A 25,757-nucleotide genomic window follows, 5' to 3' on the forward strand; every position below is an offset into this window, starting at 1 on the left:
TCGATTGCTGCAGGTAGGAGGGCACGGGACTGACCCGCTCCCGTGGTCGCCACTCCCTGCTCATCATAGGCTGGGGCATGTGACCAAGATGCTCCAGCCTATGTCAGACCCACTGGTGGACCACCTGTCAGACCGTTGGGGCGGTCCGACGGGCACCCGTGCGCGCTCTGGACGCGGCAGCGCGCGGGGTGCAGCCCGCATTCTGACGGCGCTGACTGCCATGGGAGTCCTTCTGGCCCTGCTGGCCTCCCAGTACTGCCGCATCAACGGCTGGGGCGGCACCGGCGTGTATCACTGGGGCTGCTATTCGGATGTCTCAGCGCTGTGGGCGTCCCGGGACTTCGATCAACACCCCTGGGCTCCGTTTTTGAGCTCCTACTCCGGCTTTGAGTATCCCGCACTGACCATGTTCCTGGCCTCCGCTGTGGCCTCCGCGACCCACGGTGTTGATGGCGTGCTGGGCGGGACTGCGCTGGACTACTGGGGTGAGCGCACAGGTCTGCTGTATTGGGACCTGACGTTCCTCGCCGGGGCGCTGGCCTGGTTCGTTCTGACACTTGCGGTGCTGAAGGCCGCAGGAGCTCGGCCGTGGAACGCTGCCATTGTTGCGTTGTCGCCAGCCATCATCTTTGGGGTAGGGATCAACTGGGACATTTTTCCCGCTGCAGCACTGGCGCTGGCTGTGCTCTTCTGTCTGCGCAGGAAGTGGCTGATCGCTGGGGTGCTGTTGGGGATTGGAGCATCCTTCAAGCTGTACCCGCTGTTCCTATTGGGTGCCGTCTTCACGTTGGCCGCGCGCACCCTTCTGCGCAAAGAAAAGGGCGACGACGCCGTCGAGTGGGCTGATTGCGCCAGGATGGCTGTGGGCGGCGTGCTCGCCTGGACTCTGATCAATGTTCCGGTGATGGTGACGAACTTTTCTGCGTGGAGTGAGTTCTATGTCTTCTCTGCTGAGCGGGGCGCCGGTTGGTCCTCGATCTGGCAGGTCTGGGGAGTGATTTCTGGCTCGGCGTTATCGGCCGACGCCGTCTCCGGCTGGAGCTTCGCTCTGTTCGCCGCCAGCTGCGCCGCAGTGTTGGTGATCGGTGTAACCGCTCGCCAACGTCCTGATGTGGTGCAGCTCCTGCTGCTGATTGTGGCGGCCTTCATGATCTTCAATAAGGTGTACTCCCCACAGTTCATGCTGTGGTTGGTTCCGTTGATCGCATTGGCAGGATTGAGACTGCGTGACGTGCTGATATGGCACGTGTTCCAACTACTGCATTTCTGGGCCATCTGGATGCATCTTGCGGCGCAGGTCAGTGAGGCTGAACCGCAGCACCTCTTCGACGAGAAAATCTATGTGGCCGCAGTGTTCGGTCATGTTCTGTCAACGGTGTACATCTGCGTGATGGTCATCAGAAATATGTACCGAACTCAGTCCGTGTCTTCAGCGTCCTCACCATAACTGGCGATTTCCGCCTCGTATTCGATGTCGTTGCCATCGACGCTCACGATCTCCACATCAACAGAGCCGGCGCTGGCGGAGTCGGTGAACTCACACGTCATCCGCTCGCCCTCCTCGGCTTCCATATCCTCAGGGCAGTCCACCTCGTGGGGTACATCTTCGGGGAACTCGGCGTCGAGTCCAACAACTACTCGTGTGGTCCTGTTCATTTTCTGCTCTCTCTTAGATCAATAGCTTGTTGTGCCTTACGGGTTCTCGTCGGCCCACTGCTTGAGCAGCGCGACCGCGGCGTCGTGATCCAGCGGCCCATTCTCCATCCGGTGGTCGAGCAAGAACTTATAGGCCTTACCCACCTGCGGTCCGGGCGGAATGTCCAGGATCTCCATAATCTGCTCACCGTTGAGGTGGGGACGGATCTTCGCCAGTTCCTCTTCTTCCTGCAGCTCACTGATCCGGGTCTCCAGATCGTCATAGGCATGGGCCAGCCGGGCGGATTTCTTCCGGTTCCTCGTGGTGACATCCGAGCGGGTGAGCCGATGCAGTCGCTCCAACTGGTCGCCAGCGTCTGTGACATAGCGGCGGACGGCGGAGTCGGTCCACCCTTGGTCGCCGTAGCCGTAGAAACGCATGTGAAGCTCCACCAGGTGTGACACAGCCCGGGTGCTTTCTTTGTCGAACTTCAGTGCCTGCATGCGTTTGCGTGTGAGCTTGGCCCCCACCACATCGTGGTGACGGAAACTCACTCCACCGCCGGGTTCAAATCGGCGAGTCTTGGGTTTGCCGATGTCGTGCATCAGGGCCGCGAACCGCAGGACGAAATCGGGCCGCGGCACTGGGCCCTCCAAGCCGGTCTCCAGCTCCATGGCTTGTTCCATCACCTGCAGGGAGTGTTGGTAGACGTCCTTATGCCTGCGGTGCTCGTCATCGGTCAGCTTCAGCGCAGGGATCTCGGGCAGCACAACCTCGGCCAGTCCCGTCTCGACCATCACATCGATTCCCGCCCGGGGGTTCTTGCCGCAGATCAGCTTCACCAGCTCAGCCTGGATCCGCTCCGCAGAGACGATCCGCAGCCGGTCTGCCATCTCAGTCATCGCCTCACGCACCGGCTCCGCCACATTGAGGCCGAGCTGAGAGGCGAACCGGGCCGCGCGCATCATGCGCAGCGGGTCATCGCTGAAACTCTCCTGGGCCGTAGCTGGGGTGCGCAGCACTCCGCTGGCCAGATCCCGCACACCGCCGTGCGGGTCAATGAGTTCAAAGCTGGGCAGCCGCAGCGCCATGGAGTTCACCGTGAAATCCCGGCGAACCAGGTCATCGGCCAGCGACTCGCCGAACTGCACCTTGGGCTTGCGTGACGTAGGGTCATACGCTTCAGACCGGTAGGTCGTGACCTCAAGCGTCTGGCCGCCGCGCCGGATCCCGATCGTCCCGAACGCCCGGCCGATGTCCCAATGGGCATCCGCCCACCCGCCGACTGCGGCGATTATCTGGTCAGGGGTCGCGTCAGTGGTGAAGTCAAGGTCCGGAGACTGACGCCCCAGGAAGAGGTCGCGCACCGGTCCGCCCACCAGAGAGAGGTCGTGACCGGCACGGGCAAACACCTCACCAAGCTCGACGACGACGTCAGGTATTTCGGCACCTGCAGGGAAGCCTTGGGGGAGGGAAACCATCACGCTGAACAGTTTTACACATGCCCCAGTTAAAGTAGGTACATGACCAACGCGGAAACCGGAGGTGAACGGCGCACCCCCCTGACAGTGTCGATGGGTGCTCGCCGTGCCAATGGTTCTGCTCTGGGGCGCTCGAGCCGGCACCTGCCCACAGTTGAAGAAGTCAGTGCGGGCGGCGTCGTGATCACCCCAGCTTCTAAGGGTTTTGATGTGGCGATCATTGCCCGCTACAACCGCGGAGGCCGCCTGGAGTGGTGTCTGCCTAAGGGCCACCCGGAAGGTGATGAGAATTATGAGGAGGCTGCGGTCCGCGAGGTGGAGGAAGAGACCGGGATCGCCGGATCGATCCTGACGAACCTCGGCAGCATCGAGTACTGGTTCACTGTGCCCACCCACCGGGTGCACAAAACTGTCCACCACTTTCTGCTCGAGGCGGTGGGTGGTGAACTGACCATCGAAAAGGACCCCGATCATGAAGCGGTGGACGTTGCGTGGGTCAATCTGGAGGACCTTGACCGGGTTCTCTCCTTCCCGAACGAGCGGCGGATCGTCAAGCTCGCCAGGCAGGTCATCCAGGACTCCTTGTGAGTACCAGCTATAGTCGCCACCGATGACCCCCACACCTTCTTCCTACCGTCCACGCCACCGGGGCGTGGCGCAGACACCCAGCCGGCCCGCCGAGAACTCCGTTCCAGCGCAGCCCGCTGAGCAGAACACCAGCGACGACGCCCCCGCCCATGTGCCCCGTTCCGGGATGGCTGCAGCCTCAACACTGATGGCCGCAGGAACCACCGTCTCCCGTGTGCTGGGGTTTGTGCGAACTGCTTTGCTGGGCATCGCCATCGGTGCCACCACCACCATGGCGGATGTGTTCGAAAAGGCTAATTCGATCCCGAACATCATCTATGTGCTTTTGGCTGGTGGCATGTTCAATGTGGTGCTGGTGCCACAGCTCATCAAGGCGGCGAAGGCACCGGATAAAGGTGCGGATTACACGTCACGTCTGCTGACTCTCACGGTGGTGGTCCTTGGCGCCGCAGCACTGATCATCACTCTTGCGGCCTACCCCATCATCTCTGCGTTGACCTACAACTGGACCGAGGCCCAGCTGGCCCTCGGGACGGCATTCGCCCTGTGGACCCTGCCGCAGATCTTTTTCTACGGGCTCTACGCTGTGGTGGGTCAGATCCTCAACGCCAACGCCAAATTCGGCTGGTACATGTGGGCCCCGGTGTTGAACAACGTGATCGCCATTGGGTTCGTCGTCGTGTTCATCATCAGCTTTGGCAGCTACTCCGCTGAGGGCAATCAAGCGGCTGAATGGACCACCTCGCAGACAGTGGTCCTCGCCGGCGGACATACCCTCGGGGTCATCGCGCAGGCGGCGCTGCTGCTCTGGCCGCTGTCCAAGCTGGGCATCTCACTGAAGCCCAAATTCGGAGTCCGGGGCCTGGGTTTGGAACAGACTGGCAGGATTGCGCTGTGGACGCTTATCACCATGATGGTGGGCAACTTCTCCACGCTGCTGCATATGCGGCTGGTATCCGGCGCCACAGTTGTGCGTGAAGGGCTGGTGGACGGGGCCGGGCTGCCGGGCGAATACGCGGCGAATATTGCGGAGCTCATTGTTCTGCTGCCCCATTCGGTGTTCGTCCTCTCCATAGCCACAGTGCTGTTCAACCAGATGACCGCCTCCATGCAGAACTCCGACTTCTCCTCCGCCCGGACAACCCTCAACCGGGGGCTGCGCATCTTCGCCATACCCGTGATGTTCTCCACCGTGGTTTTCGTGGTGCTGGCGGGTCCCATCGGCCGGCTCTTCGGCGGTAACGATGCCGATTCGATCCTGGCCGGCGCAGCTATCGGGCAACTTCTGCTGATCTACGCTGTGGGGCTGCCCTTCCGCTCCGCGCAGTTCTACCTCATGCGCACCTTCTACGCTGCGGAGGATGCCAAAACGCCCATGGTGGTGACCTGCATTCTTGCCCCTGTGGGCCTGATCATCACCTACACCTGTGCGGCCCTGCTGCCCACCCAGTATCTGCCGTATGTGGTGGTCACACTGTTCAGTGCGCTCAATATCGCCCGGACCCTCATATTCCACCGGATAGCAGTGGCTCGGTGGGGTCCCTACGGCCTCGGAAGTGTGCTTCAGGCATACATCAGTGCGGGCTTCGCCGCCTTGGCAGCCGGATGTGCTGGCTTCCTCGTACTGACTCCTTTCGGCGGCTTCACCTGGGGCTTCGCGTGGAATTCCATTGCCACAGCAGCAGTGACCTGCTCCGTCGTCGTCGCTGTCATGGGTCTTGTCTACTTTGTGGTGCTGCGAGCGGCTAAGGTCCGCGAGTTTGGGGAGTTCCTGGAGCCTGTGGCTCGGCGCGTACCGGCGCTGGCGCGCCTGGCACCGTGATCAACTCCGAGTACACAGATATCCCCGGTAGGCTTAGCCATCGACGATTCTGATAAGTACACCGGGAGGAATAGCTCGTGCCCCAGCCGTTAGGCATCGGCGATGTGGTGGGCGGTCGCTACCGCATCACTCGCCACGTGGTGACCTCGGCCGACCAGGACATAGTCTTCCAGGCCACCGATCAGGTCCTAGGCCGCGAGGTCTCTGTCTTGCTGGCCTCCCGCGCGAACGCTAAGCAGGTCGCCACCTCGGCGAAGGAACTTGCCACAGGAGAGCGACATTCTCATGTGGAGGTTCTAGACCTCGGCCTCGCGGAAGACCGCACTTTCCTCATTTCCACCCTGGTTGATCCCAATGATCTGCTGGATCTCGTAGTTCCTGACAGTGCGCCCTTCGTGGAGCCCTACTACACCGATTCGTTGGGCTCGGAGCTCTTCGGACGTTCGCGGGAGATGCAGCCCCAGACGTATGACGACGACGCCGAGTACTACGCACGGCTCCACTCTGGACGCGCCTCCGGAGAGAGGGAGCAACGCAGGCGCGATCGCAGACCCGCATTCTTGGACAAGGTCACCCCAGCTCATCGGCCCGCCCCTACTCCTGAACCGCAGCACACTCAGGCCGAGCTGGAGTCAGCACTTGAGTCGGCGGGCGATGCCCACGGGTTGAGCCAGGAAATCAGTCGCATCGAGTTTTCGCTCCGCACCGATCTGGATGAAGTCAGTGTGAGCTCAGCAGCTGATTCGGCTGAGGACACGATTTCAGCCGTGAAGCAAAGACCTGAAGCCCAAGCAACAGCGCCTGCTGGTGACCTGGCTTCAGAGTCTCCTTCATCAGATAAGCCATTCGATGTCTCGGCACCGCAGGACCCGGTCTCCGAGCCTGTCCCAGCAGCTGAGCTGCATGCTGAGCCGGACAAGCCCGTCTCAGCCCAATCTGAGCCAGCAGTGGATGATCTCATTGCTGAGGGTGAAGAGGTAGTGGACAACCCGCCCGAAGAGCCGCTGGAAGAGTACGACCGGCACAATCTTGACCAACTGGCACCGCCGCACCCTGATGAGAACTCGCATGCCGGGCCATCAGGTCCTATGGACCCTACAGAAGGTGCCGGTGCTTCCCAAGATCCTGCCAGTTTTACGAGTCTCATCAGTGCTGTGAAGACCAACTCCCCCACAGCATTCCCCACCTCTGCGCCCAAAGCACAGCCTCAGTCGGACGAGCGGGCCTCCCCTCAGCTCAGTCGCTGGATTGCAGCCGGGGTTCTTGGCATTCTTATCCTGATAGCTGCCATCATCGTATTCACAGCTCTCACGAGCTGATTGGAATATCCCGCCGCAGAGACCTGTTGGCTACATCGACACCTTTCGATACATCAAGGACGTACTTACTGTGACTCACCAAATGCCCGATCAGGTTCACGACGTCATCATCGTTGGCTCAGGACCCGCCGGATACACCGCTGCTGTATACACAGCCCGCGCTAATTTGAGCCCCATCGTCTTGGCCGGCTCAGTCACTGCTGGTGGTGAGCTCATGAACACCACAGACGTGGAAAACTTCCCAGGATTCCCTGAGGGAGTCATGGGTCCTGACCTCATGATGAACATGGAAGCCCAAGCCCGTCGGTTCGGTGCAGATATTCGCAATGAGGATGCCACAGCCCTGAAGCTCGACGCCCCCATCAAGGAGATCACACTCGGCTCCGGGGGGACTCTGCACGCCCGGTCTGTCATCTTGGCTACGGGTTCGGCGTACCGGGAACTCGGTGTACCGGGAGAAAAGCAACTGTCGGGCCACGGTGTGAGCTGGTGCGCAACGTGTGATGGTTTCTTCTTCCGCGACCAGGTCATTGCGGTCGTCGGTGGTGGCGATTCGGCGATGGAGGAAGCTCTCTTCCTCACTAAGTTCGCCTCCAAGGTGTATGTCATCCACCGCAGAGACTCCTTGCGCGCCTCCCAGATCATGGCAGACCGAGCGAAGGCTAATGAAAAGATCGAGTTTATCTGGGACACCGAGGTCATTGAGGTCCGTGGCGATGGCAAAGTCAGCGAACTTGAGTTGCGTAACCTTGTTGACGGCACGGAATCAACCCTTGACGTGTCAGGTCTCTTTGTGGCCATCGGTCATGACCCTCGAGTCCAGCTGTTCGCTGATCAAGTGGATCTAACCTCCGAGGGCACGGTTCAGGTGGAGGGGCGGACATCACGGACATCGCTGCCTGGTGTCTTCGCTGCTGGTGATGTTCTCGATCCCCATTACCGCCAAGCCATCACAGCTGCTGGATCTGGTTGTGTCGCTGCACTGGACGTTGAAGAGTACCTCGCTGACACAGCAGATACCGATGCCGCAGAAGCTCACCAGACGCCGAAGGTCGACGTAGCCGCCGGCTGAGAGCGCATCACTGACCCCTGAATGAAAGGAACATCCCATGGCTGAGATCAAAGCCGTAACCGACGCCACGTTCGAGGACGATGTCCTCAAAGCCGACAAAACAGTCCTGGTCGACTTCTGGGCTGAATGGTGCGGCCCCTGCCGGGCACTTGGACCCGAACTCGAAAAGCTAGCCGACGAGCACACGGCCAAGATCGAGGTTGTCAAGCTCAATGTAGATGAGAATCCCGGAACTGCTGCCAAGTATGGCATTACCTCCATTCCCGCCGTTTTTGCCTTCGACGGTGGGGAAAAGGTTCATGCATCCATCGGGGCAAAGCCCAAGCCAGCTCTAGAGCAGGAGTTCGCCCAGTGGCTGTAAGCTCTGAGTTCGCGATCCGGTACTAGCCGTTTCACGTGAAACGTCCCCCCTGAAGAGTCTTCAGGGGGGACGTTTTTATGTGCTGCAGCTGCGTTGCCTAGCTATCTTTGTACGTAGACACCCATATGCTCAAGAATTCGCTCCAAATCTTCCAATGAGGCGAAGTCGATCGCAATCCGACCCTTCTTCGCACCAAGGCTAATCTTTACCTGGGTATCCAGACGGTCAGTTAAGGCCTCCGCATACTCATCTAACTCCTGAATCCGCGTCGCTGTCGGCAGCCGGTGCGTTCCACGTGAAACGGTGTCAGATTCCTGCCGTCCTTTCACAAGGAGCGCTTCTTCCTCAGCGCTGCGCACAGAGAGTCCTTCCGACACGATGCGCTGGGCGAGTTCTTCCATATGCTTTTCGTCGTCAATGCTGAGCAGCGCCCGAGCGTGTCCAGAGGACAGAACTCCGGCAGCGACTCTTCTTTGTACCCCGGCCGGTAGCTTCATCAAACGCAGAGTATTCGAAATCTGAGGCCGGGATCGCCCAATACGGCGCGACAGCTCTTCTTGGCTGATATCGAAATCGTCCAGAAGCTGCCGGTAAGCTGCGGCTTCTTCTAGCGGATTCAGTTCGGATCGATGAATATTCTCAAGCAGAGCATCCCGCAGCAGATCCTCGTCCGCTGTCTTCCTCACAACCGCAGGAATCGTCTCGCGGCCTGCTGTCTGCGATGCGCGCCAACGCCGCTCACCCATGATCAGTTCAAAGTGGTCGTGCTCCAGAGGACGGACGACAATAGGTTGCAGTACACCTACCTCTCGGACTGAGTGAATGAGTTCAGCCATGTCCGTCTCATCAAAAACCTCTCTGGGCTGCCGAGGGTTAGGGCGTATGCGGTCAACCCGGACATCCATAAACACTGCTCCCGCGGCCGAGCTGGTTGCCGTTTCACGTGAAACCGGGGGCTCAGCGGCTTCTGTACTTTGAGTCTCACGAAGGTTTGCGGGGGACTGGGTTCCCAAAACATCCGGCATTTCAGCTCGCCTCGTGCCCTGCTTTCGGCGCGAGGTAGTCAGATTGCGGGGCGAATTGCTAGTTCGTGTTTTCGGTGAATCTGATGCCGTTTCACGTGAAACACGCTGAGTTTCGAGATGAGACTTAGCGGAAAAGAAGACATCTATGGGTCTCTCAGGCGCCCCGGTGGTTCGAGACACGTCAATGGGTTCCGGCTCAATCTCAGGTTCCAGCGCCGGTACGGCACGAACGGCCGCCCCGGAGACTCCGTCCTCGCTATCACTATTAATGAGGGCACCGAGCCCTCGTCCCAGTCCCCGCTTCTTTCGTTCCGCCACTCTGTCCTCCAACTCTGTGTGTTAATCCCCCAATTGTAGATGCGTCTGGTCTCTTCAGAAGGCGACTGCGCCGTTTCACGTGAAACAACTTCGTATGCCATCTGATTCATGGGGTGGACCAGCGGCCATCTGCACACACCGCACCAAGGAATATGGTTGTCACCACTGTTAGGCGTTGCCTTCAGCCACCTAACCTCGTGTCGTTCACAGAACCTAGATTCCACGGATAAGTTTCACGTGAAACCGCCACCTCTGAGATTCCTAGTTGCTGCGCTTCACAATCTCAGCAGCTGCTTCAAGGTATGCCAGTGCGCCTGACGACGAGCGATCGTAGGAGATGACGGACTGTTGATAGCTCGGTGCCTCAGCGATCCGGACACTGCGTGGGATCTTTGAGGACAGCACCTCCTCCGCGAAGTGCTCCTTGACTTCGCTGACTACCTGCGAGGCAAGGTTGGTTCTACCGTCGTACATTGTCAGCAGGATCGTCGAAACCCGCAGCACAGGGTTCAAATGCTTTTGAATCATGTGAATATTATTCAACAGCTGACTCAGACCCTCCAGTGCGTAGTACTCACATTGGATAGGAATGAGAACTTCTTGGGCTGCCACGAACGCATTAACGGTCAACAATCCCAGGCTAGGCGGACAATCAATAAAGACGTAGTCCAACCTTTCTTGACCCTGGCTCTCACGATGACGGAAGTACTCTTCCAATGCACGCTGTAGTCGTTGTTCCCTGGCGACCAAAGACACCAGCTCAATCTCCGCGCCGGCGAGGTGAATAGTGGCCGGTACAACTGACAGGCCATCAACGTCTGGACAGTCAGCGACCACATCCGCCAGAGAAAGATCATCAATCAGCACATCGTAGATGGAATCCGTATCCGCCGAGTGGGGGATCCCCAAAGCCGTCGAGGCGTTGCCCTGGGGGTCGATATCGATGACTAAAACGTTGAATCCCTGATCTGCTAGGGCCGCTGACAGATTCACCGTAGAGGTTGTCTTTCCAACCCCGCCCTTTTGATTGGAAACAGTAAAAATTCGTGTTTCCGCTGGTCTTTCCAAGGCGAGTCCCGAGAGTTTTCTGCGGCGGTCCTGTTCATCCTTCAACTGGGCAGCAAGCGGGGAGTCGGACAAGGATTCGGTCATAGGAACAAGACTATCGCCTTCAGCTGACACCTGAGGAGTCGACCCTCAGCCCATGCTGGACACACAGCTGAGTGCCCAAGGCAAACTAGCGCCGTCTGGTGCGAACGATCGTCGTCGGCTCTTCGAGAACTTCTTCACCCAGTGTCTGAACTTCAGGGGCGCGCAGCCTGAACCGCTTCAGCGACTTCTGAGCAGCCTCAATTTCATCCTTCACCGAGCGTCCCTTGAAGAAGATGAGCTGCCCCTTGTCATCGAGAAGGGGGACCGTCATGGGTATGAGCTTCTTCAGTGCTGACACAGCTCTGGCCGTGACCACATCTGCCATGACTTCGTCAGCGACTTCCTCGGCCCGAGCTCGGATGACCTGCACATTCTCCATGCCGAGGTCCTTGATCACCATATCCAGCCAGTCCACACGCCGTTCCATCGGTTCAATGAGAGTGAACTCAAGATCGGGCCGGACAAGTGCCAACGCAATCCCCGGCAGTCCCGCCCCGGAGCCGACGTCAGCGACTGTGCCGGACTCAGGCAGCTCCGGCCCCAGCACTGCGCAGTTGAGAACATGGCGTGCCCACATCCGGGGGACTTCACGTGGCCCGAGAAGGCCGTGGGTGATGCCTGTGGTGCAGAGATGCTCAACATAACGCTCAGCCAGTGCTAAGCGGTCTCCGAAGAACCTCTCGGCAGCCTCACGTTGCCGCCCCTGAAGTTCAGGAACCGGTGCCAGCTCTTCTCGGGCTTCGGAGAAAGGTTCAGTCATAGTGGGTGACCCTTTTTACTCAGCCGTGACAACGACGTGACGTCGTTTGCCTTCGCCTTCGGACTCAGAGATCATTCCTGCATCAGCAATGAAGTCGTGGACGATCTTGCGCTCATAAGCGCTCATTGGTTCCAGGTGTGACTGTTCGGCGCCGGACTTGACTTCGCTGATGGCCTTTTCTGCCAAATGCTTGAGTTCGTCATTGCGGGCGGCACGGTGACCGTTAATATCCAAGACGAGTCTTGTGCGATCACCGGTTGCTGTGAGGACAGCCAATCGAGTGAGTTCTTGGAGCGCGTCGAGGGTCTCACCCTTATTGCCCACCAAATCCTGGAGCTCTTCTCCACCGTCTTCAGCCTGAATGGAGATGAAGGTGCGTTCACCCCGGATTTCGATCTCGATATCACCGTCGAGGTCAACGATGTCTAGCAGCTCCTCCAAGTAGTCCGCAGCCACGTCCCCTTCATCAGCGCCAGTGTCCTCGTTTGTTACGGCAACCTCGGAGGCCTTCGCCTCCGAGCTCTCGTCAACGAGCTGGTCTTGGGTGGTCTGTTCGCTCATCGCTGTCCCTTTTTCTTCTTCTTTTTCTTCTTCTTCGGCTGGGCGGTGGGGCCTTTGTGCTGGCCCTTGGGCTTCTCAGCCTCTTCACGCGCCTTGCGGGCATCTTCGCCCACTGGCGGCAGTCCTTTGGTTGCTCGCCGCAGGTTCAGCTCTTTCTCGGCGAGCGAGCCGGGGGTTGGGTTGTTCCGGATAACCCACCACTGCTGACCCATGGTCCAGAAGTTGGTGGCAGTCCAGTAGATGAGGACACCCACGGGGAAGTAGACACCACCGAAGATGAACACCAGAGGAAGCGCATAGAGCATGATCTTCTGTGTCTGGGCGAACTGACCCGTCAGCGCTGCTTCCGACATGTTCTTCTGCATCAGCTGCTTCTGAGTGAAGAACTGTGTGCTGACCATCATGATGATCATGACCGTGGTGAGGGCGATAACGGCCACAGTGCCGCCCATGAGGGCTGGGTCTCCCTGGACAGCGCCCAGCAGAGTGTCGGGCATGCCGACTTCGAAGATCCGAGAGTTGGCGAAGCTCGTTACTTCCCTGCTGGAAAGCGCGTAGTAGCCCTCTTCCTGGTAATCGACGTCGCCAGTGCCCATCCGTCCGGACCCGCCGATACGGTTCAAACACCAGAAAAGTGCCAAGAAAATCGGCATCTGCGCCAGAATGGGCAGACATGTCATGAACGGATTGACCTTGTGCCGCTTGAACAATGCCTGCTGCTCGGAGACCTGAGCCTGGCGGGAGACCGGGTCCTTCTTGCCCTTGTATTTGGCCTGCAGTTTCTTCAGCTCAGGCTGGATGATCTGCATCCCGCGCTGAGACTTGATTTGGCGCACAAACAGCGGGATCAAAATGATCCGAATGACGAGCACCAGCAACAGGATTGATAGTGCCCAGTTCCAACCCGAGCCTTCAGGCAGGCCCACCATAGTCAGCAGACTGTGCCAGGCACTCAGGATGAAGGACACTGCCCAGCTGAAGGGCCACATAATAGTGTCTAGGAAAGCCATTACTCTCTCAGGGTGTCAGGTCCGGCGGCAGCACTGTTGTGAGCCGGACACGTGGAGGGTGAGAAAACCAACCTTCAGGGTACTTGATCAGTCTGGATCTCGAGGAATCGGGGGGTGGTTGAGTCGCACAATGTCTGGAAGTTCCTCTTCGGGCCATACTCGTGGAGAGGCCGGCACGTGGTTGACGCCGCCTCCGGTGAACGGATTACACCGCAGGACCCGCCAGGCAGTCAGAGCACTGCCGCGAACTAGACCGTGTACCGTCACTGCTTCGAGGCCGTAGGCGGAACAGCTTGGATAGAACCCGCAGACTTGTCCGTAGAGCGGTGAGACGAGTTTCCGCCAAATCGTGATGAACGCAATCAATGGGTACGCCGCGGCACGTCGCCACCACGGCCAATAGTTGTGGTGGATCTCTTCTTCCGTAGGAGGCGACGGCTCGGAGTCACCATCTGAGTGGGTCTGAGACGCCATTTCTCCCTCACCCGAGATGGTGTGGGCCTCGTCGTAGAAGTCGCTGTGCCGGATCCAGGTCACTGGCGCTGTGCCTTTCTCAACGATCGGCGCAGGCTGGATTCCACATCGGCGCGCAGCGTCCTGTGGTCAGCAGCAGCGGCATCTGCTAGAGCTCTGACAGCAAAGTCAACGCTGAGACCATCTGGTAGGGCCATCTGCGGACTTTGCATCAGCTCAGCGACGATATGTCGCAATCGCCGTGTTGTCCTATGCCTTACAACGGCGTTGCCGACAGTCTTTGACACGATGAAACCACATCGCCATCGCGGTCCTGCGGGTTTGCTCAGGAGCCGGGCCGAGACCACGACGGTGGCACTTCCCGCCCTGCTTCCGCGTCGCATCACCGTAGCGAAGTCCTGTGATGTGGTCAGGCGATGGGGCGCGGGAAGCATAGATCTACGGTACTCCGATAGGCATGACAACGGCCCACCCCAAGAAATCTGGGATGGGCCGTTGCCGCTGTTCTTATGCGCTTATGCCGAGAGCTTCTGGCGGCCGCTACGACGGCGGGCCGAAATGATGGAACGGCCGGCGCGGGTCCGCATGCGGGACCGGAAGCCGTGTTTGCGGCTGCGGCGGCGATTGCTCGGCTGGAAAGTCCGCTTGGTCACTGTGTACTCCCAATGTGATGGACGTGAAGTCTTTGCAGGCCCCGAAACAACTGCGCAAGAGCGCGCAAATAGTCCAGGGTGATCTGTCAACAGTAGGCGGGCAGGGCTACTGGCGTCAAGTTTCCGCATTGACTCATCCGTCTAGCGTGCTGCGCACATCCTTGTGAGAGCCCGTCAGGTACCGATTCCCACAGATTCAGGACGTTATCCACAGTTCTTGTGGAATACTATCCGGAACAGGATTGCCCGACCACAAGTCAGTTATGAGGGAGTAGCGTGTCCGCCGACTCCAAGTCCTCCGTATCTTCACAATGGCAGCAAGTGCTCACGGAACTTCGGGAGAATCACGGCATCACCGGGCTGAAGCTCGCCGATGTTGCCCGAGCCGTTCCACAGTCAGACCAGCTCATTGGGGATACTCTGCTTCTCGCGGTTCCGCATGAGCGAGTGCGTCAACTGCTTCACTCCACGCTTCAGGCCGAACTCTCTGAGGCTCTGCACACAGTGTTTGGAAAAGACATTCTGTGCGCCTACGTCATCGACCCTGAACTCGCCAAGGCGCAGCGGGAAAAAGAAGACCCCGCTCCTATTGCCTCGACCCCGCATAGGGCTTCGCCACAGCCGCACCGCCAGGAATCCCACTCTGAGCCAGTTCCTTTCCGTCCGGCTGAGCGGCCCAACCGGGCCTACACGGCGGGGACACCGGAAACAGCAGCGCACTCACGGCCCGTTCCGACTCCTGCAGATCCGGCGACATCCGGCAGCTACGAGACCTCTCGGCTGAACCCGCGCTATACATTCGACACATTCGTCATCGGGTCCTCGAACCGATTCGCTCACGCTGCAGCGAACGCTGTGGCGGAAGCACCCGCCAAGGCCTATAACCCGCTGTTCATCTACGGTGACTCGGGCCTGGGCAAGACACACCTCTTGCATGCGATTGGCCACTACGCACAGCGCCTTTACTCCGGAATCCGGGTCCGGTACGTGAACTCAGAGGAGTTCACGAATGATTTCATCAACTCCATCCGTGATGATGAGGGTGCGAGTTTCAAACATCTGTACCGCAACGTGGACATCCTGCTCCTGGATGACATCCAGTTTCTCGCGGACAAAGAACGAACCGTGGAGGAGTTCTTTCACACCTTCAACACGCTCTACAACAACAACAAGCAAGTTGTCATCACTTCCGATGAGCCCCCGAAGAGGCTCTCTGGGTTCGAAGAGCGGCTGCGTTCTCGGTTCGAATGGGGACTGATCACCGATATTCAGCCACCGGACTTGGAAACACGCATCGCGATCCTGCGCAAGAAGGCCAATGCTGAGAACTTCTCATGTCCTGATGATGTGCTCGAATACATCGGTTCAAAGATCTCGACCAATATTCGTGAGCTCGAGGGTGCTCTCATCCGGGTCACAGCATACTCTGCGCTGAACAAGCAGGAGGTTGATCTGTCTCTGGCTGAACAGGTGATGCGAGACCTCATTTCTGATGATCACGCCAAAGAGATCACCGCTCAGCAGATCATCAACGCGACCGCTGAGTACTACACGTTCACGGTGGAAGACCTCATGTCGAAGTCTCGTAGCCGTAATCTCGTCACGGCGCGGCAAATCGCCATGTACCTGCTGCGTGAGCTGACAGAGATGTCGCTGCCGAAGATCGGACAGGAGCTCGGTGGACGTGACCATACGACTGTCATCTACGCAGAACGCAAGATTCGTGAGCTGATGGCCGAACGGCGGGCTGTTTTCAACCAGGTGACTGAGCTCACCAACAAAATCAAGCACGGTCGATAAATGATCTCTTGTGGGGTTCCACGCTGGGACGAATCACAGGCACCGGGACTGCTTCGTACACATCTCACACTGATGTAGTTCCGCGGGATGAGCGCATCCAGGTCTGATTGACAGAACGGTATTCCACAGTTTTCCTCACATATCCACAGGTAGGGGTGGACTGTGGCCCTTCCTGAATGCACACCTGTGGATAAACCAGTGGAGTGTGAGTGGAACTTTTCCATACATCTGTGGATAACTGCACCTGATCTGGGGATGAAGCCTTGGGACCCTCATAAATCCTCCCCGTGTAGTTCACACAGCAGACCGGAACAACCCACGGTCGAATGCACAAGCCGTTCAGGCCCAGCAAGCACCAAGAAGTAGTTATCCACAGAATCCACAACAGTTACTACCACCTCTGATCTTTAAACTTAGAAATTCTCTCGACAAGCAACTGTTCTGTTCCCGGGTGCTAGATGTTGTGGTCAAAAGCAAGACTTTCGGCATATCTGGTAGAGACTGTAAGCTCGTCCCTCAGACACACCTGGCCGAATGCTTGACTTTGTGAGGGAGCCCCACAGTGCAGTTCACCGTAGACCGAGACGTACTGTCCGAGGCGGTGTCCTGGGCTGCCCGTTCGCTCTCACCCAGACCACCGGCTCCTGTGCTTTCGGGCTTGCTCATCACAGCCAAGGACCAACAAGTCGTGATCTCCAGCTTCGACTATGAGGTCTCCGCGCAGCTCAGCATTGACGCGGAAGTCTCCGATGAAGGCACAGTTCTCGTCTCTGGGCGGCTTCTCAATGACATTGTGAAGTCACTGCCTCATGCTTCAGTGACCGTCTCGTTGGAAGAGACGAAAGTCATTCTGACGTGCAAGTCATCAACGTTCACGCTGACCACAATGCCGGTGGATGAATACCCTGATCTTCCTGCCCAACCGGAGGTTGCAGGTGTTGTGGACGGCTCAGCTTTTGCCCGCGCCGTCTCTCAGGTGATTACAGCTGCCGCTCGAGATGACACGCTGCCGTTGCTGACAGCTGTGAAACTCGAAATCGAAGGTGAAACCATCACTTTCTTCGCCACCGACCGGTACCGCCTGGCGATGCGGGAAATCACGTGGCGTCCGAGTGATCCCTCAATTTCCACCTCGCTGCAGATCAAAGCTAAGACCCTCAACGAAGTCGCAAAGTCCTTGGCGGGAGCGGGAGACCTCTCCTTGGCAATTTCTAACGACGACGCCCTCGTTGGCTTTTCCTCCGGTGGGCGCCGCACCACAAGCACCCTGGTCGACGGCGACTACCCGAAGATCCGGCAGCTCTTCCCAGAAGAAACCCCCATCCACGCTGTGGTCAACACTGCGGAACTCATCGAAGCGGCACGCCGCGTGTCCCTGGTGTCCGAACGCAACGGGTATATCCGACTGCAGTTCACCGAGGACAATCAGGTCACCTTGGATGCGGGAGTTGATGACAACGCCTCAGCCTCGGAAGCTGTTGGTGCCCACCTCAGTGGAGAACCCATCACCGTAGGCTTCAATCCCAGCTATCTCAACGAGGGGCTCGGAGTCTTTGACACCGAATTCCTGCGCTTCAGCTTCGTCTCCGCTCCCAAACCCGCCATGATCACTGGTCAGCAGGAAGGTGAGGGAGAGAACTCAACAGACTTCCGCTACCTACTGATGCCAGTGCGCTTGCAGGACCGCTGATCGACGAGACTCTGAGGCACTGTGCGGCTTTCTCACCTCATTCTGCACAATTTCCGCAGTTACGCGGACGCTGACCTCACTCTGCACCCGGGCCCCAATGTGCTTTTGGGGTACAACGGGGTAGGAAAGACCAATATTGCCGAGGCCATGGGGTATTTGTCGAGTCTTTCGTCCCACCGCGTGACTCATGATGCTCCGCTGATCCGCCATGGTGAGTCTCAGGCCATCATTCGGGCACAAGCTCATCGTGGCCGGCGTGAGGCATTTCTGGAACTTGAGATCAATCCAGGAAAATCCAACCGAGCGCGGATCAACCGTGGATCTCCGGTCAGGGCCACGGAAGCCCTAGGTATCCTACGCACCGTGCTCTTCGCACCGGAGGACTTAGAACTGGTGAAGGGATCCCCCACGGTTCGGCGCCGCCTGTTCGACACACTGGCCGTTCAGCTGCACCCCTCGCTGGGTCAACTCGGACTGGAGTACGGGAAGGTGCTCCGGCAACGCAACGCACTGCTGAAATCCATTCGTCACCAAGGGTTCACGCCCACTCACGAATCCACACTGGAGGTGTGGGATGCTCAACTTGCTCAGGTCGGCGGACGTCTCCTCCGGGCCCGCCTTGATGTCCTTGGGTCCCTCCGGCCGCATGTGAGTCAGGCGTATCAGGACCTTTCCCACTCAGTGCGCACCGCACGCATGCGCTACCTATCCTCACTTACTGGTCACGATGAGGACAGCGAGGAGCGCACCACCCCGCGTTCTTCACAGTCGGAGACTGATATCTCTGCACTGGAGGAAGCTTCCAGCGAGCAATTGATGCAGCAGATTCTCCAGGGCCTGCAATCAGTGCGGAAAAGAGAACGAGAACGAGGTATTACTCTGATCGGGCCCCACCGGGATGACGTCGACTTCAGCCTTGATACGACGCCTGTCAAGGGATACGCCTCTCATGGCGAAACCTGGTCCTACGCCTTAAGTCTGCGGCTTGCGAGCTATCGGGTGATGATCGACGACGACCCCCAACCAGGCGCGGAACCCATACTCATCCTCGATGATGTATTCGCTGAACTTGATGCCCGCCGCAGGCGGCGCTTAGCCGAGCTTGCCACAGGTGCTGAACAGGTAATGGTCACCGCCGCGGTGGACGACGACGTCCCTGAGTCCCTGCTCAGCAATGCGTACAGAATCGAGTCAGTGGACCAGATCAGCCACGCCACTCGCACTGGACCTGCTCAGGCTGAACATGACTGAAAACCAAGAGGTTCCCGATGCAGCCACCACCCTGTTCAACAGGTTTCGCAAATCTGCTGAAGACCGTGGACAACAACGTCTGCGCAGACCCCCAAAGAACCTCTCGCTCAATTCCGATCCCCGGGCAGTATCGCGAGCCGCCGATGGCGGCACAGCTCGGCAGTCAACGCAGCAGCGGGAAGACCTCCGTGATCCAAAGCTGCTCGGAGAAGCACTCAACACCCTGATCAGGAGTCGCGGATGGACGGCCCCAGTGGCGGTCGGTTCTGTCATCAGCAGATGGGATCAGTTGGTCGGTGACGCGATTGCCGAACATTGCCGACCGGAGACCTTCGAAGACGGTGTGGTCATCGTCAACTGCGACTCAACAGCATGGGCGACCAACCTCAAGCTGATGAAACCGAAGATCATGGATGTCTTTGAACAGGAGCTCGGCAAAGGAATTGTCACCGAGATCGACATTCGGGGCCCGCAAGCACCAAGTTGGAAGAAGGGTCGGTATTCAGTTCGCGGCAGAGGCCCCCGTGACACCTACGGATAACCGTGTGCTGGCGTTCTGCGGAGAGGGCTTTCCGGTCTTTTGCGCGTTCATTGAACTAGCTCTGGAGGAGAAAACGCCTCTATGACGATATGCCGCATCGACGCCTAAGAGACGACCACGGCCCCGTACGAGTATCCCATCTCCGGTTCCAGAGGCCCTCGAGAGGCTCCTAGCGGCATATTAGTCCCGCGAAACCCGGGCAGAAATGCGGGAATCAGCGTGTTTCGCGGTAGAATGTTGCAAGTGAGTGAACAGGACACCCCCTACGGGAATTACGGCGCATCTGACATTACTGTCCTGGAAGGGCTCGAGGCAGTTCGCAAGCGTCCAGGCATGTATATCGGCTCCACTGGAGAGCGAGGCCTACACCATCTGGTCTACGAGGTGGTTGACAACTCCGTCGATGAGGCATTGGCCGGGTACTGCTCCCACATCGAGATCACGCTCCAGAATGACGGCGGTGTTCGCGTTGAAGACGACGGACGTGGCATTCCTGTGGACATGCACCCGACTGAGGGCAAACCCACAGTAGAAGTCGTCATGACCGTGCTGCATGCCGGAGGCAAGTTCGGCGGCGGGGGCTACGCCGTCTCAGGTGGCCTCCACGGTGTGGGCATCTCTGTGGTCAATGCGCTCTCCTCCCGGGTCGAGACCACCGTCCGTCGCCAGGGGTATGAATGGTCCATCGTCTTCGGCGAAGGCGGTGACACGATCGTGCCACTGAGTCGGGGCAAGGAGGCTTCTGACACCGGAACCACCCAGGTGTTCTACCCTGATGCAGGCATTTTTGACACTGTTGATTTCAGCTTCGAAACCCTGCGAGCACGCTTCCAGCAGATGGCGTTCCTCAACAAGGGATTGCGTATCACGCTTAGGGATGAGCGGGAGATCGACGGCAACGTGGTGGTCGCTGATGAGATCGTTGAGCAGCACCATGCTGCCGAAAAGCCGCTCGCTGAGGGTGAAGAACCCTCCCCTGCTGAACCGGGTGAGCACGAAGAAGCTCTTGCTGAGACCACCAAAGGCCGAGTGGTCGTCTATCAGTACGACGATGGCCTGTTGGACTACGTCAAGCACCTGAACTCTGCGAAGAAGACAGAGACTGTCCACGAGGACGTCATTGCCTTCGAGTCCGAAGACACCGAGCGGGGGATCGCCGCGGAAGTTGCGATGCAGTGGACATTGACCTACTCCGAATCAGTCCACACCTACGCAAACACCATCAACACTCATGAGGGCGGTACGCACGAGGAAGGCTTCCGGTCTGCGATGACCAGCCTTGTCAACCGGTACGCACGGGATAAGAACTACATCAAAGACAAAGAAGAGAACCTCACCGGTGAGGATATCCGCGAAGGACTCACCGCGGTGATTTCCGTGAAGCTCTCCGAACCCCAGTTCGAGGGTCAGACCAAGACCAAATTGGGCAACTCAGAGGCTCGCGGCTTTGTCCAGGGCGTTGTCCACACTCAGCTCGGCGACTGGCTCGAACGTAATCCCGGACCCGCGCGCGACATCATCCGTAAAGCCCAGTCGGCAGCCCAAGCCCGGTTGGCCGCCCGCAAGGCCCGGGAACAGGCACGCCGTAAGTCCCCGCTGGAGACCTTCGGCATGCCGGGCAAACTCGCCGATTGCTCGTCTAAGGACCCCAGTGAATCAGAGGTCTATCTGGTAGAGGGTGATTCTGCGGGCGGTTCCGCTAAACGCGGCCGCAACCCGCGAACCCAGGCCATCCTCCCTTTGCGGGGCAAGATCCTCAACGTGGAGCGGGCCCGGTTGGACAAGGCCCTGTCCAACCAGGAAGTCCAGTCCATGATCACGGCATTCGGAACCAACATTGGTGAAGAGTTCGACATCACCAAGCTGCGTTACCACAAGATTGTGCTGATGGCCGATGCTGATGTGGACGGCCAGCACATCACCACACTGATGCTGACGCTGCTGTTCCGCTACATGCGTCCTCTTATCGAGAACGGGTACGTGTTCCTCGCCCAGCCTCCGCTGTACAAGATCAAGTGGACCGGCGGTGACCCTGACTACGTCTTTACCGACAGTGAGCGCGATGAAGCGCTGGCGGCCGGCCGTGCCGCTGGCCGGAAACTCCCCAAAGAGCTGGGTATCCAGCGGTATAAGGGTCTGGGTGAGATGGACTACTCGGAACTGTGGGAAACCACCATGGACCCGGAGCACCGAACTCTGCTCCAGGTATCCGTCGAAGACGCCGCGGCAGCTGATGAGATCTTCTCCATCCTCATGGGTGAAGATGTCGAATCCAGGCGTAACTTCATCCAGCAGAACGCCAAAGACGTCCGTTTCCTCGATATCTGAGTGACCACGTACTGGGGATTGCCCAGGCGTCGTCGTCAGCTGTTGAAACCTCGAAGGAAGAGAATACGTGAGCGATAACACTCCAGAGAACCCGGACGTTCCGGCCCCCTTGACCGGCGTGGAAGTCGACCGTGTGCGGCAGATTGATCTGCAGACGGAGATGAAGCGGTCCTATCTGGACTACGCGATGGCCGTAATCGTCGGCCGTGCCCTGCCTGACGTTCGCGACGGTCTGAAGCCTGTCCATCGGCGCGTCCTCTACGCCATGTATGACGGCGGCTTCCGTCCCGACCGGTCGTTCAACAAGTGTGCACGCGTGGTCGGCGAGGTCATGGGTTCTTACCACCCGCACGGCGACTCAGCGATCTACGATGCCCTCGTGAGGCTCATCCAGGATTGGGTGATGCGCTATCCGCTGGCCACCGGCCAAGGGAACTTCGGAAACCCCGGCGACGACGGCGCCGCCGCACCCCGTTACACCGAGACCAAGATGGCCCCCCTAGCCATGGAAATGGTCCGGGACATCAACGAGGACACCGTTGACTTCCAGGACAACTACGACGGTAAGCAGCAAGAACCCGTAGTGCTGCCCGCCAGGTTCCCGAACCTGCTGGTCAATGGCTCCTCCGGCATCGCGGTGGGCATGGCCACGAACATTCCTCCGCACAACCTTCGCGAGGTTGCCTCAGGCGTCCAGTGGTACCTGCAGAATCCTCAAGCCTCACGTGAAGAGCTCCTAGAGGCCCTTCTGGAACGTGTTCAGGGACCAGACTTCCCTACCGGGGCCCAAATTCTGGGTACCCAGGGTATTGAGGACGCCTATCGCACCGGCCGCGGATCCATCACCATGCGTGCAGTGGTCAGTGTGGAAGAACTCCAGGGCCGTTCCTGCCTGGTGGTCACCGAGCTTCCGTACCACGCGAACCCTGACGCACTCGCCCGTAAGATCGCCTCCCTGGTCAAAGACGGAAAAATCGGCGGTATCGCTGAGATTCGCGATGAGTCCTCGGGCCGGACCGGTCAGCGCCTGGTGATCATTCTCAAGCGTGACGCCGTGGCCAAGGTGGTCCTGAACAACCTGTACAAGCACACCCAGCTGCAGGACAACTTCTCCGCGAACATGCTCGCACTCGTGGACGGCGTGCCCCGCACGCTGAGCCTGGACGCATTTGTGCACCACTGGGTGTCACACCAGATCGAGGTCATCGTCCGGCGTACTCGCTTCCGGCTGGCCAAGGCTGAGGCGGAGGCCCACATCAAGGTCGGCCTGCTCAAAGCGCTCGATGACATTGACCGGGTCATCGAGACCATCCGCGGCTCGGCCAATGTGGATGAGGCTCGCGAAGGCTTGAAGCGGCTGCTGGACATTGACGACAGCCAGGCCACCGCCATCGTGGACATGCAGCTGCGCCGTCTGGTGGGTCTGGAACGGCAGAAGCTGCAGAACGAATACGACGAGCTGATGCGCATGATCGAGGACTTCCGAGCAATCCTCGCCAGCGAGGACCGGCAACGGCAGATTGTCAGTGATGAACTCACCACCATTGTGGACAAATTCGGTGACGAGCGCCGGACTCATATTCTCCGCGGCTACGGCGGTGACATGTCCATGGAGGATCTCATCCCGGAAGAGGATGTGGTGGTCTCCATCACCCGTGACGGTTACGTCAAGCGCACCCGCATTGACAACTACCGTGCCCAAATCCGGGGTGGCAAGGGAGTCCGCGGCGCCCAGCTGAGGGTTGACGACGTCGTCGAGCATTTCTTTGTCACCACCACGCACCACTGGATCTTGTTCTTCACCAACCTGGGAAGGGTTTACCGCACCAAGTGCTATGACCTCATGGAATCTGGCCGTGATTCGAAGGGCCAGCACGTGGCCAATGTTGTGGCATTCCAACCGGATGAGAAGATCGCTGGAGTCCTAGCGCTGAAGAACTACGACGACGCCGACTACCTTGTCCTGGCCACCAAGTCCGGTTTGGTGAAGAAGACCAAGCTCACTGACTACGATTCACCCCGGCAGGCTGGCGTGATCGCCATCAACCTGCGTGAGGATGATGAGCTGGTCTCAGCGAAGCTGATCACCGCTGAGGATGACCTGATGCTGGTCTCCCGGAACGGCCAGTCGCTGCGTTTCACCGCCACTGACCAGGCGCTTCGCCCCATGGGTAGGGCGACCTCCGGTGTCACCGGTATGAAGTTCCGTGCCGATGATGAACTGCTCACCGCTGATGTGGTCGCCGAGGACTCCTATGTGTTCATCGTCACTGAGGGCGGTTTCGCCAAACGCACCCATGTCGATGACTACCGGATCCAGGGCCGCGGCGGTCTTGGTATCAAAGTTGGGAAGTTCGTCGAGGATCGCGGCAACCTGGTCGGTGCCATGGTGGTGGAAGAGGACGACGAAGTGCTTGTGGTCATGAATTCCGGCAACGTGGTTCGCTCCGCAGTGTCAGGCGTTCCACCGCGCGGACGCGACACGATGGGTGTCATATTCGCGAAGCCGCGTAAGAATGACCGCATCCTCAAAGTGGCCAAGTCTTCCGGCGCAGCATTGGCTGCAGCAGGCGAAGAAGTAGGCTCTGAGGACGGCTCGGAAGGCACGCCAGCTGATAACGAAGCCGCAACACCTGAAGTAGAGGTTCAGGATTCTGAGAGCTCCGAATAGTCATATGCAGTACCGTGGTCTCTCGATGAGTACGACTTCTCACGCCCATGGAGGTCTTTTGTGAGCGAAAGCAACGACGGACAGACGAGCCAGACCGGCGCGTCTGAGGCTAAACGGCGCTTCCCTGCGCCTAGGCCGCGTGGTGCCACGCTGACCAACATGCCGGCAATCAAGGAAGAGATCGCCCCCGCGCCGCAGAACGCCGGGGCACCGGGGCCCAGACCCTCTGCTCCGCGTCCGCGCCCCAGCCAAGGCAGACCGGTGGCTCGCCCGCAGCCTGCTGCGCGTCCGGCCACCGGACGGCAAGCGCAGCCCCTGGTGCGGCCCACGCCTAAGGCGAAGGTCCGCAAAGCTCGACTGCTGGTCTCCAAGGTTGACCCGTGGTCAGTGCTGAAGATGAGCTTCCTGCTCTCGGTGGCGCTGGGCATCATGCTCGTGGTCTGTGCCGTGACCCTGTGGTCCATGATGGACCTCACTGGTGTGTTCGACCGGGTCAACGACCTTGCAGGTCAGATTCTCGGAGGCAACGGTGACGCAGGCGGATTCCAGCTTCAGGAGCTGGTCACTGTGGGCCAGATTGCCTCTTTCGCCACCATTATCGCGGTGGTGAACGTGGTGCTGTTGACGGTGCTGTCCATGTTGGCGGCAGTGCTGTACAACCTCTCAGCGTCTCTGGTGGGTGGCATCGGCGTCACTCTGACGGACGACTGATTTGTTGGACTCGTCAGCGCTGGTGTAATGTGTAGTGGTCGCTCTCCGGGCGATTGATGGAGCAGGTTTCGGGCGTATAGCTCAGGCGGTTAGAGCGTCACACTGATAATGTGAAGGTCCGTGGTTCAAGTCCACGTACGCCCACTATGAAACGAATCCTGGTAGTAGCAGCCGCGGTCACAGGCATTGTCATGTACCGCGAGTGGAAGAAGAATGAAGAAACGCGTCAGGTCTGGAACCAGGCCACCGATGCTGTAAAAAACTAAATACCCATTACGGGGCCTTAGCTCAGTTGGTAGAGCGCCTGCTTTGCAAGCAGGATGTCAGGAGTTCGAGTCTCCTAGGCTCCACAGATTGGTTAGATGCGGAGTATCGCCCGCATGGGCCGCGAAAGTAGCAAAACCCCAGGTCAGAGCCCCTCTCCTCAGTTGGAGAGGGGCTCTTTCGTGTCTGGGGTCGCTCCGGTGGGTTATAGGCAAGAATGTGTGTACACGTTGGCCCCGGATCCTTGATCTGACGCCGATGTAGGGTCC

24 protein-coding genes and 2 tRNA genes are annotated in these 25,757 nt (G+C 58.8%); 16 read left to right on the forward strand and 10 right to left on the reverse strand.

Translation table 11 applies throughout. From position 1 onward, the window contains the following. The first annotated feature begins 88 nt into the window (after positions 1–88). Positions 89–1,447: a glycosyltransferase family 87 protein gene (locus FEF26_RS10755; RefSeq protein WP_243730532.1), complete on the forward strand. Its 1,359-nt coding sequence runs from the start codon at positions 89–91 to the stop codon at positions 1,445–1,447. Here FEF26_RS10755 and FEF26_RS10760 read toward each other — a convergent pair. Together FEF26_RS10760 and FEF26_RS10765 are read right to left on the reverse strand one after the other, a co-directional pair. Then, positions 1,417–1,656, reverse strand: a complete 240-nt coding sequence (locus FEF26_RS10760; protein ID WP_138253543.1) for a DUF4333 domain-containing protein — start codon at positions 1,654–1,656, stop codon at positions 1,417–1,419. The genes FEF26_RS10755 and FEF26_RS10760 overlap by 31 nt on opposite strands. A 36-nt stretch (positions 1,657–1,692) precedes the next feature. Beyond that, positions 1,693–3,117 (reverse strand): CCA tRNA nucleotidyltransferase, encoded by a 1,425-nt coding sequence (locus FEF26_RS10765; RefSeq protein WP_138253561.1) that lies wholly within the window; start codon positions 3,115–3,117, stop codon positions 1,693–1,695. Between the two features lie 93 nt (positions 3,118–3,210). On the opposite strand from FEF26_RS10765, the gene FEF26_RS15940 reads away from it, so the two are divergent. From FEF26_RS15940 to trxA, 5 genes are all read left to right on the forward strand, one after another. Next, the gene (locus tag FEF26_RS15940) at positions 3,211–3,705 is read left to right on the forward strand and encodes an NUDIX hydrolase (RefSeq protein ID WP_138253562.1); all 495 of its coding nucleotides are present in this window, start codon (positions 3,211–3,213) and stop codon (positions 3,703–3,705) included. A 22-nt stretch (positions 3,706–3,727) separates the two neighbouring features. Next, the gene (gene murJ, locus FEF26_RS10775) at positions 3,728–5,527 is read left to right on the forward strand and encodes a murein biosynthesis integral membrane protein MurJ (RefSeq protein ID WP_138253544.1); all 1,800 of its coding nucleotides are present in this window, start codon (positions 3,728–3,730) and stop codon (positions 5,525–5,527) included. Between the two features lie 77 nt (positions 5,528–5,604). After that, complete coding sequence (locus FEF26_RS10780; RefSeq protein WP_138253545.1) at positions 5,605–6,846, forward strand: hypothetical protein; 1,242 nt, start codon at positions 5,605–5,607, stop codon at positions 6,844–6,846. 82 nt (positions 6,847–6,928) lie between these two features. Then, on the forward strand, positions 6,929–7,918 hold the full coding sequence (gene trxB / locus FEF26_RS10785; RefSeq protein ID WP_138253563.1) for a thioredoxin-disulfide reductase: 990 nt from the start codon (positions 6,929–6,931) through the stop codon (positions 7,916–7,918). Between the two features lie 37 nt (positions 7,919–7,955). Next, positions 7,956–8,279: a thioredoxin gene (trxA, locus tag FEF26_RS10790; protein WP_138253546.1), complete on the forward strand. Its 324-nt coding sequence runs from the start codon at positions 7,956–7,958 to the stop codon at positions 8,277–8,279. Positions 8,280–8,380: 101 nt separating this feature from the next. On the opposite strand, the gene FEF26_RS16390 is transcribed toward trxA, so the two are convergent. The 8 genes from FEF26_RS16390 to rpmH form a co-directional block, all read right to left on the reverse strand. Beyond that, a complete protein-coding gene (locus tag FEF26_RS16390) occupies positions 8,381–9,622 on the reverse strand; it encodes a ParB/RepB/Spo0J family partition protein (RefSeq protein ID WP_138253547.1) in 1,242 nt (413 codons plus the stop codon). A 261-nt stretch (positions 9,623–9,883) separates the two neighbouring features. Then, on the reverse strand, positions 9,884–10,774 hold the full coding sequence (locus tag FEF26_RS10800) for a ParA family protein (RefSeq protein ID WP_138253548.1): 891 nt from the start codon (positions 10,772–10,774) through the stop codon (positions 9,884–9,886). 85 nt (positions 10,775–10,859) lie between these two features. Beyond that, the gene (rsmG, locus tag FEF26_RS10805; protein ID WP_138253549.1) at positions 10,860–11,534 is read right to left on the reverse strand and encodes a 16S rRNA (guanine(527)-N(7))-methyltransferase RsmG; all 675 of its coding nucleotides are present in this window, start codon (positions 11,532–11,534) and stop codon (positions 10,860–10,862) included. A gap of 15 nt (positions 11,535–11,549) precedes the next feature. After that, complete coding sequence (locus FEF26_RS10810; RefSeq protein WP_138253550.1) at positions 11,550–12,095, reverse strand: Jag family protein; 546 nt, start codon at positions 12,093–12,095, stop codon at positions 11,550–11,552. Beyond that, a complete protein-coding gene (gene yidC, locus FEF26_RS10815) occupies positions 12,092–13,105 on the reverse strand; it encodes a membrane protein insertase YidC (RefSeq protein ID WP_138253551.1) in 1,014 nt (337 codons plus the stop codon). Before yidC ends, FEF26_RS10810 begins: the two co-directional genes overlap by 4 nt. Before the next feature lie 87 nt (positions 13,106–13,192). Then, entirely contained in the window at positions 13,193–13,642 is a 450-nt protein-coding gene (gene yidD / locus FEF26_RS10820; RefSeq protein WP_243730531.1) for a membrane protein insertion efficiency factor YidD, read from the reverse strand. Then, positions 13,639–14,013 (reverse strand): ribonuclease P protein component, encoded by a 375-nt coding sequence (gene rnpA / locus FEF26_RS10825; protein ID WP_138253552.1) that lies wholly within the window; start codon positions 14,011–14,013, stop codon positions 13,639–13,641. Before rnpA ends, yidD begins: the two co-directional genes overlap by 4 nt. An 81-nt stretch (positions 14,014–14,094) precedes the next feature. Then, positions 14,095–14,232 (reverse strand): 50S ribosomal protein L34, encoded by a 138-nt coding sequence (rpmH, locus tag FEF26_RS10830; protein ID WP_138253553.1) that lies wholly within the window; start codon positions 14,230–14,232, stop codon positions 14,095–14,097. A 276-nt stretch (positions 14,233–14,508) separates the two neighbouring features. On the opposite strand from rpmH, the gene dnaA reads away from it, so the two are divergent. From dnaA to FEF26_RS10875, 10 genes are all read left to right on the forward strand, one after another. After that, complete coding sequence (dnaA, locus tag FEF26_RS10835) at positions 14,509–16,032, forward strand: chromosomal replication initiator protein DnaA (RefSeq protein ID WP_138253554.1); 1,524 nt, start codon at positions 14,509–14,511, stop codon at positions 16,030–16,032. Positions 16,033–16,594: 562 nt separating this feature from the next. Then, positions 16,595–17,722 (forward strand): DNA polymerase III subunit beta, encoded by a 1,128-nt coding sequence (gene dnaN / locus FEF26_RS10840; RefSeq protein ID WP_138253555.1) that lies wholly within the window; start codon positions 16,595–16,597, stop codon positions 17,720–17,722. Between the two features lie 21 nt (positions 17,723–17,743). Continuing rightward, positions 17,744–18,973, forward strand: coding sequence for a DNA replication/repair protein RecF (recF, locus tag FEF26_RS10845; RefSeq protein ID WP_138253556.1), 1,230 nt, complete (start codon positions 17,744–17,746; stop codon positions 18,971–18,973). Continuing rightward, complete coding sequence (locus tag FEF26_RS15755) at positions 18,966–19,514, forward strand: DciA family protein (RefSeq protein WP_166432999.1); 549 nt, start codon at positions 18,966–18,968, stop codon at positions 19,512–19,514. The genes recF and FEF26_RS15755 overlap by 8 nt, the downstream gene beginning before the upstream one ends. A gap of 243 nt (positions 19,515–19,757) precedes the next feature. Further along, on the forward strand, positions 19,758–21,842 hold the full coding sequence (gene gyrB, locus FEF26_RS10855; RefSeq protein WP_279536489.1) for a DNA topoisomerase (ATP-hydrolyzing) subunit B: 2,085 nt from the start codon (positions 19,758–19,760) through the stop codon (positions 21,840–21,842). A 67-nt stretch (positions 21,843–21,909) separates the two neighbouring features. Further along, on the forward strand, positions 21,910–24,513 hold the full coding sequence (gene gyrA / locus FEF26_RS10860; RefSeq protein WP_138253558.1) for a DNA gyrase subunit A: 2,604 nt from the start codon (positions 21,910–21,912) through the stop codon (positions 24,511–24,513). Between the two features lie 159 nt (positions 24,514–24,672). Continuing rightward, positions 24,673–25,224: a DUF3566 domain-containing protein gene (locus tag FEF26_RS10865; protein WP_138253566.1), complete on the forward strand. Its 552-nt coding sequence runs from the start codon at positions 24,673–24,675 to the stop codon at positions 25,222–25,224. A 70-nt stretch (positions 25,225–25,294) separates the two neighbouring features. Continuing rightward, positions 25,295–25,368 (forward strand) — tRNA-Ile (locus tag FEF26_RS10870). 2 nt (positions 25,369–25,370) lie between these two features. Then, complete coding sequence (locus FEF26_RS16395; protein ID WP_424991737.1) at positions 25,371–25,490, forward strand: DLW-39 family protein; 120 nt, start codon at positions 25,371–25,373, stop codon at positions 25,488–25,490. Positions 25,491–25,501: 11 nt separating this feature from the next. After that, positions 25,502–25,574, forward strand: a tRNA-Ala gene (locus FEF26_RS10875). Positions 25,575–25,757 lie beyond the last annotated feature (183 nt).

The sequence above is a fragment of the Nesterenkonia salmonea genome (assembly GCF_005771525.1).
Classification (GTDB): domain Bacteria; phylum Actinomycetota; class Actinomycetes; order Actinomycetales; family Micrococcaceae; genus Nesterenkonia; species Nesterenkonia salmonea.